The following is an 8339-nucleotide window of genomic DNA, read 5'->3' on the forward strand; positions in this document are numbered from 1 at the left end:
GCGGAAGGCCGGCTTCCGCCGTTATCTGTCCTGGGAGCTCGGGCTTGTCGCCGAGCTGCGCGACGACGACACCGTTCCGTTCAAGACGTTCTCCTGACCTACGAAGGAATTTTCCTGGCACGAGAAGAAACACGCCTTTTCCAGAAGAACTTCGCCTGCCTGAGCAGACATTTGTCTGAGGTGAGGATTTCCGGTGTGGGCTGGGTTGGCTGCGGGCATGGCTGATCACGCCGGTAGTCGGCCCGACGTTACGGGTGGCTGTTCGGTTGCGGCTATTCCTCCCGTGTGGTCAAGCGGCTGGCTGTTCGGGTTCGACGGTTACCTTCAGGCCGAGTTTTTCTAGTTGGGCAACGAGGCGTTTCTGCTGGGCTTCCGTGTTGTGCCGGCGACGCATCCATTCAGGGCCAAGGTCCCGGTAGACGGTGTCGTCATGGACGATGTGCCAGTAGGCGATCAGAATGTCGTGACGGATCGCACCCACGGCCTTCTGGACACCACGACGGCCCCGGATCTGGGCGTAGTGCGCGGCCAGGTAGGTCTCCCGGGTCTGAGCGGCCGCGTGCGCGGCCTCGGTGAGGCCACGTCGATCCCTGACGGCTACGACCCGACCGCGAGGTTCCGGCGGAGGCGTGGTTACCCGGGCAGATCCCCGCCCAGGAGGCCAGATGCGCCGCGGTCGGGAACCGGCTCATGTCCATCACGACCGCGCACCGGGCGGACGTCGAGAAGATGTTCCTGCGCGCGATGATCGAGCTCGGCTTCTACCGTCCGGGCGAGTCCGTGTCGTCGGTCATCGACGAGCTGCTGCTGGTGTCGGGCCGGCTGATCCTCGCCGCGACCGGTGACGACAACCGGGCGAAGGAGGCCGTGGCACTGGCGGCGGTGGTGGCGCACCTGCGCCGTCGCGGTGAACTCGAGAACACGGTCATCATCCCCGTCGACGCCCATCCGGAGCTTTTCGGCGCCCGCGCCCGGCGCCAGCCCGGCCAGCGGGCCCGACGGTGCGATCTGCTCCTGGTCCGTTTTCCCACCACGCGCCGGGTGAGCATGGAGGCCGTCGAGGTGAAGTCGCGTGGCATGCTCGGCAGCGAAGATCTCGCCCGTGACATCGCGGGGCAGGTGGATGCGACGATCGATGTCATCAACCGGCTGTTCTTCACCGAACCCGTCCGGATCGACCGCCCGCTCCAGCGGGCCCGGTTCGCGGCGCTGCTGCGCTACTACCTGCGCCGGTCCGCCCGCCGGGGCCTGATCACGGAGGCGGTGGAGTTCGGCCGCATCCAGGAGACCATCGACCGGCTGGAGACGAGCGGTCTGGCGGTCGGCTACCAGCGCAGCGGCTACATCGTGGTCCTGCACGAGGACGGAACGGCCGACTTCGAGGTCAACGGCACCCGCATCCGCACCATCACGGCCAGAAACCTCGGGGCGGACGAGGACGTCGACACCCGCCGCCCCGCCTACATCCCGCCGCCGCGCGCGTTCGACCCGATCGTGGTGTCGGGTGCCGCGGACCCGGGTCCGGCCGGGCACGGCACGAGCGCCCATGCGGACACGGACACGGACACGGACGTCTCGCCAACCGTCGGCACGCTCCCGTCGTCCGCCGTCGTCGGCGCGGACGGCGGCGAAGCCGGTGGACGTCCCCCTGAGCCTGCGGGCACCTCGGCAGATGTCCCGTCGCAGCCTCCGGCCGAGTCGCCGCCGACGCCGCCGAGGACGGCTCCGGCCGCGGAGCACAGCCGACGACGACGCCGAGCCCGCCGGATGAACCGCCGGCCCGGGAACTCGCGTACCCGCGGGCCGTGCAGGTGCCGGTAGGCCGCACGCTGCCTCCGGAGGAGGACATCGTCTGGGAGGCGAGCACGACCGGCAGCCCCCACCTGTTCATTCTCGGTATCCCGGGACAGGGCAAGTCGGAGACGACGATCCGGTTGCTTCAGGGCGCGGTGGCGCAGGGCCTGCCCGCACTGGTGATCGATTTCCACGGTCAGTTCGGGAACGACCCGCGGCGGCCGGAGTCCCCGCATGTGCGGGACGCCGCGGCAGGCATGCCCTTCTCACCGTTCGAGCTGGCGGCGGACGCCGGCCGGCACGCCTACAGGATGAACGCACTGTCCGTCTCGGAGATCTTCGCCTACGTGTGCGGGCTTGGTGACATCCAGCGGGACGTCGTCTACCAGGCGCTGGTGGGCGGTTACGAGGCGCATGGCCATGGTGCTCTCNGTCAGGGCGGGCCGTGACCTCACGGAGGAGATCGAGCAGCTTCCGGTCGGCAACGCCTACGTCCAGACACCCGACATGGCATCCGCCCGCCGAACCCGCATGCTTCGTCCGGGCAGCCAGTATGGACGTCGACCAGCCGCATCCGACCAGTTCCCCCTGGATCATCGCTCGTCCGTGGCTCCGCCCGCCGTGCCCGNCGCCCGCCGTGCCCGTGGCTCCTTGGTCTGCCGCGTGCTTTTCCTCGCGTCACGTTCGCGCCATGCGCTGGAGAGTCACTGGCGGGCCGGTCAGTGAGCGGTCTTTCTTCGCAGGAATTTCCTGTGGCATTGTTGCGACGGGAGAAAGTGCGTTCGGCAGACGCCCGGACGCCGCCGGCCGACAATGCGTGACCGTTTCAGGGTCGGACGGCACCCACCTCTTCCCGTCCGTGCGGGGTGTCCCATTCCGCCGTCGTCCAGGTGGTCAGGGACGTGCGGGGGACGACCCGCTCCGGGTGCAGCTGGTCGAAGTTGTCGGCGAAGTTCCGGCGGATCACGGCGAAGTCCGTCGCGTCCCTGAAAGCGGGCAGCGCGTACAGGTCGCGGGCATAGGCCCACAGCGCGGGGAAGCCCTCCGGACGGGCGATGTTGGTGGCCAGCAGCCCAGGGTAGGCGACGTCCAGCCGGGCCAGCGACAGCCACAGCCGCACGTCGGGCTCGGTGATGATCGGCCCGAACAGGTAGCGCCGGGTGCGCAGCCGCTCCTCCAGGGTGTCGAAGCGTTCGAAGAGCACCCGCAGGATCCGGGCGTGCTCGACCGGGTCCGCCGCGTGCCCGACCCGGTGCAGGGCGTTGTTGACGTCCTGGTGCAGCCAGGTGTTGAAGGCGTCGATCCGCCAGCGCAGCGCCCACGGGTAGAGGTCGACGTCCGGGTCGGCCCAGGCGTCGAACTGCGTGCTGAGGTCGAGGCTGATCGTGCCCGACTCGTTGCTGATGATCCTTCCGTGTTCCCGGTCCCACAGCGCGGGCACGGAGGCGCGGCCTGGCCAGCCCGGCACCGTCGCCTCGTACGCCTCCCGCAGCTGGGAGAAGCCGTTGACCGGGTCGGGCCCGGACCGGCCGTCGAAGATCCAGCCACGCTCGTCGGTGGAGTCGTCGACGTACGACAGCGAGACCACGTTCTGGAGGCCCTTGAGCGCGCGGACGACCGCGGCGCGCGACGACCACGAGCAGCCCCAGGAGACGTAGACGTGGTAGCGGCCGGGTTCGGCGCGGTAGCCGCTGGAGCCGTCGGCGGTGATCCGCCCGCGCAGCCGCTCCACGTCGCGGGCCGGGGTCACCGGGGCCTGGTCGCAGGACTCGGTCTCGGGCGCGCAGGCGGTGTCAACCACGGCCGGGGGCTGCCCGGTGAAGTGCACCTGAGTCATGGGTAACTCCGTAAGGGACGTCGGAAAAGGCGGGAAAGGTACCCGGACGGACGGGAGGAAGAGCGGGAGAGCGGACGGGGCGTCACCGCCGGCCACCGGGGGAGAGGGCGCGGGCGATCCGGTTGACCGCCACGGTGACGGCGGCGATGGTCAGGCCGGGCAGCACGGTCAGCCACCAGGCGGTGCCGAGGTAGTCACGACCCTCGGAGACCATCGCGCCCCACTCCGGCGTGGGTGGCTGCGCCCCGAGACCGAGGAAGCTCAGCGCGGACACCGCGAGCACCGCGGTGCCCAGCTCGAGTGCCGCCAGCGCCAGCACCGGCCCGCACACGTGCGGCAGCACATGGGTCAGCAGCACCACGGGGCCCCGCACACCCGCGGCGGACGCGGCCTCCACATACGGCTCCTGCCGGGCCCTGAGCACCTGGGCGCGCACGATCCGGGAGAAGCCCGCGATGCCCGCCAGGCCCACGGCGATCGCCGCGTGCGCGGTGCCGGGACCCAGCGCGGTGACCACGGTCAGCGACAGCATGATCGCCGGAACGGCCAGCACCGTGTCGACCATCCGCATCAGCAGGGCGTCGACCCAGCCGCGCAGGCTGCCCGCAACCAGGCCGATCGTGACCCCGCCGGCCAGTGCGAGCCCGACCGCGATCACCGGGGCGCGCAGTGAAAGCGATGAAGCATGTACTACCCGTGACCAGACGTCCCGGCCCAGGTAGTCGGTGCCGAACCAGGCCGCGCCGCTCGGCGGGAGCAGCGCGCGGTCGGGCGCGGTGGCCAACGGCGCGTGCGCGCAGAACACCGTGGGCACGAACGCCCAGGCCAGGACGAGCACCAGCACCAGCACCGCCAGCGTGAGCCCCGGGCTGCGCCACGCGCCCCGCAGCACCGCGTGCGAAGCCGCCCACAGCGACGCCCGCGGCGCCACGGGGAAAGGGGTGTCGCTGTGGGCCGTACCGCGGACGGCGTCGTGCGCGGCATCACCGACGCTCCCATGAGGGGTTCCACGGGGAGTCCCATGGGCGGCATTGTGGGTGGCGTCGCGGGTGGCGTCACGGGTGGTGTCGGGGGGGGTCAGGCCGACTGTGGTCTCAGCCATCCGCGGCTGCCCCTTCCCGTTGCGGGCCGCTCGGCCAGGCGCGGGTCGAGCAGTGGCGTCACCAGGTCGACGGCAAGGCTGACGGCGGCGAAGACCAGGGCGCTGACGACCACCGCGCCCTGCACCACCGGGATGTCCTGCGCCTCGACCGCGGCTGCGGTGATGCGGCCGAAACCGTCGCGGGAGAATACCGTCTCCACCACCACCGAGCCGGCCAGCAGACTGCCGATGATCAGCCCCAGCAGGGACAGCAGCGGCAGCGCCGCGTTGCGGGTGGCGTGCAGCAGCAGCACCCTGGCCCGCCCGGCCCCCTTGGCCCGGGCGGTGGCGACGTAGGGCGACAGCAGGACGTCGGCCAGGCTGCGGGCAAAGACCTGCGCGATCACCGAGGCCGTCGGGATGGCCAGGGTGATCGCGGGCAGCACCAGCCCGCTGCCGCCGGTGTGCCCGAAGGCGGGCAGCAGCTTCCAGCGGAAGGAGACCACTTCCAGCAGCACCAGGCCCACCACGAACTGCGGGAACGAAACCCCCAGCGAGGGCGCCGACAGCAGCAGCCGCGACAGCCGCCGCGACCGGGTGGCAACCGCGGCCAGCGCTGTGCCCACCCCGAGCAGCACGGCCAGCGCCAGACCCACCCCCGCGAGGGCCAGGGTCTGCGGCAGCGCGGTGGCAAAGGTGTGGACGACGGTGTCGCCGCTGCCCACCGACCGGCCCAGGTCGCCGTGGAGGGCGGCCCACAGCCGGTCGGCGTACTGCTCCGGCAGCGGGCGCTCGAAGCCGTAGGCGGCCCGCAGCTGGCGCACCTGCTCGGGGGTGGTGTTGGCGACACCGCCCTGGCCGCTGAGCATGATGGCGACCGGATCTCCGGGCAGCAGGTAGAGCAGGGCGAAGGAGAGCGTGAACGTCGCCCACACGGTGACCACCGCATGCAGCAGCCGCAGCAGCAGGTGACGTACCGTCATCTTCCGCGTCTCCCCTGTTCATGCTCTGTCGCGTTCTGATCCGTGCCATCCTGAACCGTTCTGTCCTGATTCGTGCCGCCAGGTCCGCGCTGCCAGGTCCGCGCTGCCCGGCTGGTGCCTTCTGGCCGGTCAGTTCGCCAGCCAGGCGTCGAAGAACGCCGGCTGCGCGGAGCCGTCCAGCGCCACTGCCTGCACCCGCCCGGCGAACGCCACGGACTGGGCCTGCTCGTAGACGGGCAGCGAGTACGCCTCCTGGACGATCTGCCGCTGCGCCTGCCCGACCAGGGCTGCGCGCTCGGCGGCGTCGAGCGTCTCGGACTGTTTCGCCAGCAGCGTGTCCAACGGGTTGCCGGCGGGCAGATGGGCGCGGTTCTTGGTGGTGGTGGCGAAGACGGTCGACAACACGTCGGGGTCGGCGCGGGTCAGGCCGAACCACAGCAGGTCGTACCGGCCGGCGTCCTGGTCGGGCGCGAGCTGGTTCAGTGGCAGCCCGGAGAGCTGGACGTCCACGCCGATCTCGCGCAGCTGGGACTGGACCAGCTGGAGCACGTTGCGGCTGGCGGTGTCGACCCCCGGGTAGATCAGCGTCGGTGCCAGCCGCACGCCGTCCCTGGTGCGGATGCCGTCACCGCCCGGCCGCCAGCCGGCCGCGTCCAGCAGGGCGCGGGCACCTGCCGGGTCGTGGGCCAGGTCGGCCGACAGGTCGGTGTATGCGGGCGTGCTGGAGGTCAGGATGCTGGTGGCCGGCCGGTAGTGGTCGCTGAGCAGGGTCCGGACGATGGTGGCGCGGTCGATGCCCTTGGTCAGGGCCTTACGGACGGAGGCGTCGGCCAGCAGCGGCCGCTCGGTGTTGGCCGTCAGGTTGTACGTGATGCCCGGCACCGGCCGGGACAGCTCGGTGGCGCCGCCGGCGGCGAGCCGCCGTTCGTCCCGCGCGTCGACCCCGATGACCGTGTCGACCTGACCGGAGAGCAGGCTGCCGACGCGCACCCCGGACTCGGGCACCACCTTGTAGTCGATGCCGTCGAGGTAGGCCGCGCCCTGGTGCTTCCACACCGGCGAGCCCCACGCGTAGTCCGCGCGCCGCGTAAGCCGGATCTCCGTGCCCTGCACGGCCTCCTTCAGCACGAACGGGCCCGCGCCGGCGAGGCCGCGGCCCTGGCAGCGCTCTTCCGGGGCGAGGGCCAGCGAGGCGGGGGAGAGCAGCCCGAGCGCGGCCGTCGAGGTGGCCTGGAGGAACTGCGCGTTGGGACGGGAGAACGTGACCTTCGCGGTGTGGCTGTCGACCACGGTGGTGCCCTGGTAGCTGGTCAGGTAGCTGGCTGCGACCGCGTCCACGGCGCCGAGTCTGACGATGGTGTCGAAGTTCGCCCTGACCGCGGCCGCGTCCACCGGCGCACCGTCGCTGAAGGTCGCCCCGGGGCGCAGGGTGAAGGTGAACTCGGTGGCCGACGCGCCGACCTCGAACTTCGAGGCCAACCACGGGACGATCTTTCCGGTGGCCGGGTCCTGGTCGGTGAGCGAGGAGACCAGCTGGCGGCTGATCGCGGTGTTGCCGTTGGAGCTGTTGTTCTGCGGATCCAGGCACAGCGGCTTGCTCGCCACCGCGACCGTCAGCGTTCCGCCGCCGCGCGCGGCACCCAGGCCGGGCGCCGCCGTCCCGCCGCCGCCGTCGTCCGACGAGGAGCAGGCGGCCAGTCCCAGCCCCAGGCACAGCACCACCGCCATTCCGGGCAGAATTCGGCGGCCCGGCCCTCCGACATGTCTGCGGCGCGCGGGAACGGGTGGGCTCGACTGGCGGAACATGGACACTCCTGAAGCGGATTGTTGCGGAGCGGAAATCAGCGGTGCCGCCTTGCGACGGACGTCGACCGGTACGCGCGCGGACGGAATGCGGACACGGAAATCGCCAGCCCGCGGCGTGGTGACTGGTGATATGGGGTGTGTACGCAGGTCGCTCAGGGACAGAGCGCACTTGCCTGCCGGACGAGGTCGACGTCCAGACGGCGCATCAGAATTACGGCTCCCGCGGGCACGTCGGGAGACTACCGTGGCTATTCGGGGCAGGGCCAGAGACAATTGACGCCGCCAGCCGGGGGCTGTTGACTTAACGGCCCGGTACCGCCAGGAATAGGAACGGAGAACCGAATATGGAGCTGAGCGGCACGACGGGCCCCGACGTGGGTGACTCGCTTGCCGACCGCATCGCCGTCGCCATGCTCACCAGGGCTTTTCCCGCCGACGTCGTCGACGCCGTGCTCGCCGACACCGGTCGGATCCAGATGCGTACCCGGCTGCTGCCGTCCCGGGTGGTGGTGTACTTCGTACTGGCGCTGTGCCTGTTTCCCGGTCTTTAAGTACGAGCGGGTGGCGCGGCTGCTGGCCCAGGGGCTGATCTGGAGCCTGGGTCGGCCGACCACCTGCCCGGTGCCCACGGCCGCCGCGCTGTCGCGGGCCCGGGCCCGGCTCGGCGCCGAGNCCGCTGGAGGCGCTCTTTCGTGCCACGGCCGCACGGGTGGGTGGTCCGCCTACCTACCGGGGGCTGCGCGTGCTGTCCCTGGACACGCTGCGTATCGAGACGCCGGACTCCGAGGAGAACCTGGCCGCCTTCGGCCGCGACCCGGCCACCGGCGAGGGCCCGCCG

The 8339-nt window shown here is 71.3% G+C and carries 9 protein-coding genes; 3 read left to right on the plus strand and 6 right to left on the minus strand.

The features are described from left to right. Window positions 1-289: 289 nt before the first annotated feature. Window positions 290-481: a hypothetical protein gene (locus FrCorBMG51_RS18335; protein WP_047224286.1), complete on the minus strand. Its 192-nt coding sequence runs from the start codon at window positions 479-481 to the stop codon at window positions 290-292. Beyond that, window positions 429-698, minus strand: coding sequence for a transposase (locus tag FrCorBMG51_RS27190; RefSeq protein ID WP_086055555.1), 270 nt, complete (start codon window positions 696-698; stop codon window positions 429-431). The genes FrCorBMG51_RS18335 and FrCorBMG51_RS27190 overlap by 53 nt, the downstream gene beginning before the upstream one ends. Between FrCorBMG51_RS27190 and FrCorBMG51_RS18340 the strand changes: the two genes are divergently transcribed. Continuing rightward, window positions 691-1821 carry a hypothetical protein gene (locus FrCorBMG51_RS18340; protein WP_047224287.1) on the plus strand — a complete coding sequence of 377 codons (1131 nt, stop codon included), beginning with the start codon at window positions 691-693 and terminating at the stop codon, window positions 1819-1821. The two genes, FrCorBMG51_RS27190 and FrCorBMG51_RS18340, sit on opposite strands and share 8 nt — an antisense overlap. Next, complete coding sequence (locus tag FrCorBMG51_RS18345) at window positions 1812-2243, plus strand: helicase HerA domain-containing protein (RefSeq protein WP_235433702.1); 432 nt, start codon at window positions 1812-1814, stop codon at window positions 2241-2243. The genes FrCorBMG51_RS18340 and FrCorBMG51_RS18345 overlap by 10 nt, the downstream gene beginning before the upstream one ends. Window positions 2244-2620: 377 nt before the next feature. Here FrCorBMG51_RS18345 and FrCorBMG51_RS18355 read toward each other — a convergent pair whose 3' ends face one another. From FrCorBMG51_RS18355 to FrCorBMG51_RS18370, 4 genes are all read right to left on the minus strand, one after another. Further along, complete coding sequence (locus tag FrCorBMG51_RS18355; protein ID WP_052914817.1) at window positions 2621-3631, minus strand: glutathione S-transferase C-terminal domain-containing protein; 1011 nt, start codon at window positions 3629-3631, stop codon at window positions 2621-2623. Window positions 3632-3713: 82 nt separating this feature from the next. Beyond that, window positions 3714-4733, minus strand: a complete 1020-nt coding sequence (locus FrCorBMG51_RS18360) for an ABC transporter permease (protein WP_086055549.1) — start codon at window positions 4731-4733, stop codon at window positions 3714-3716. Continuing rightward, a complete protein-coding gene (locus FrCorBMG51_RS18365; RefSeq protein ID WP_047224290.1) occupies window positions 4709-5695 on the minus strand; it encodes an ABC transporter permease in 987 nt (328 codons plus the stop codon). Before FrCorBMG51_RS18365 ends, FrCorBMG51_RS18360 begins: the two co-directional genes overlap by 25 nt. 129 nt (window positions 5696-5824) lie before the next feature. Next, on the minus strand, window positions 5825-7501 hold the full coding sequence (locus FrCorBMG51_RS18370) for an ABC transporter substrate-binding protein (RefSeq protein WP_052914828.1): 1677 nt from the start codon (window positions 7499-7501) through the stop codon (window positions 5825-5827). Between the two features lie 344 nt (window positions 7502-7845). On the opposite strand from FrCorBMG51_RS18370, the gene FrCorBMG51_RS25550 reads away from it, so the two are divergent. After that, complete coding sequence (locus tag FrCorBMG51_RS25550) at window positions 7846-8052, plus strand: transposase domain-containing protein (protein ID WP_052914818.1); 207 nt, start codon at window positions 7846-7848, stop codon at window positions 8050-8052. Window positions 8053-8339 lie beyond the last annotated feature (287 nt).

This window comes from Protofrankia coriariae (genome assembly GCF_001017755.1).
Lineage (GTDB): Bacteria > Actinomycetota > Actinomycetes > Frankiales > Frankiaceae > Protofrankia > Protofrankia coriariae.

Coding starts and splice junctions, on each gene's coding strand:
- FrCorBMG51_RS18340 (WP_047224287.1), top strand. CDS start 691: ATGTCCATCACGACCGCGCACCGGGCGGACGTCGAGAAGATGTTCCTG.
- FrCorBMG51_RS27190 (WP_086055555.1), bottom strand. CDS start 698: ATGGACATGAGCCGGTTCCCGACCGCGGCGCATCTGGCCTCCTGGGCG.
- FrCorBMG51_RS18355 (WP_052914817.1), bottom strand. CDS start 3,631: ATGACTCAGGTGCACTTCACCGGGCAGCCCCCGGCCGTGGTTGACACC.
- FrCorBMG51_RS18360 (WP_086055549.1), bottom strand. CDS start 4,733: ATGGCTGAGACCACAGTCGGCCTGACCCCCCCCGACACCACCCGTGAC.
- FrCorBMG51_RS18365 (WP_047224290.1), bottom strand. CDS start 5,695: ATGACGGTACGTCACCTGCTGCTGCGGCTGCTGCATGCGGTGGTCACC.
- FrCorBMG51_RS18370 (WP_052914828.1), bottom strand. CDS start 7,501: ATGTTCCGCCAGTCGAGCCCACCCGTTCCCGCGCGCCGCAGACATGTC.
- FrCorBMG51_RS25550 (WP_052914818.1), top strand. CDS start 7,846: ATGGAGCTGAGCGGCACGACGGGCCCCGACGTGGGTGACTCGCTTGCC.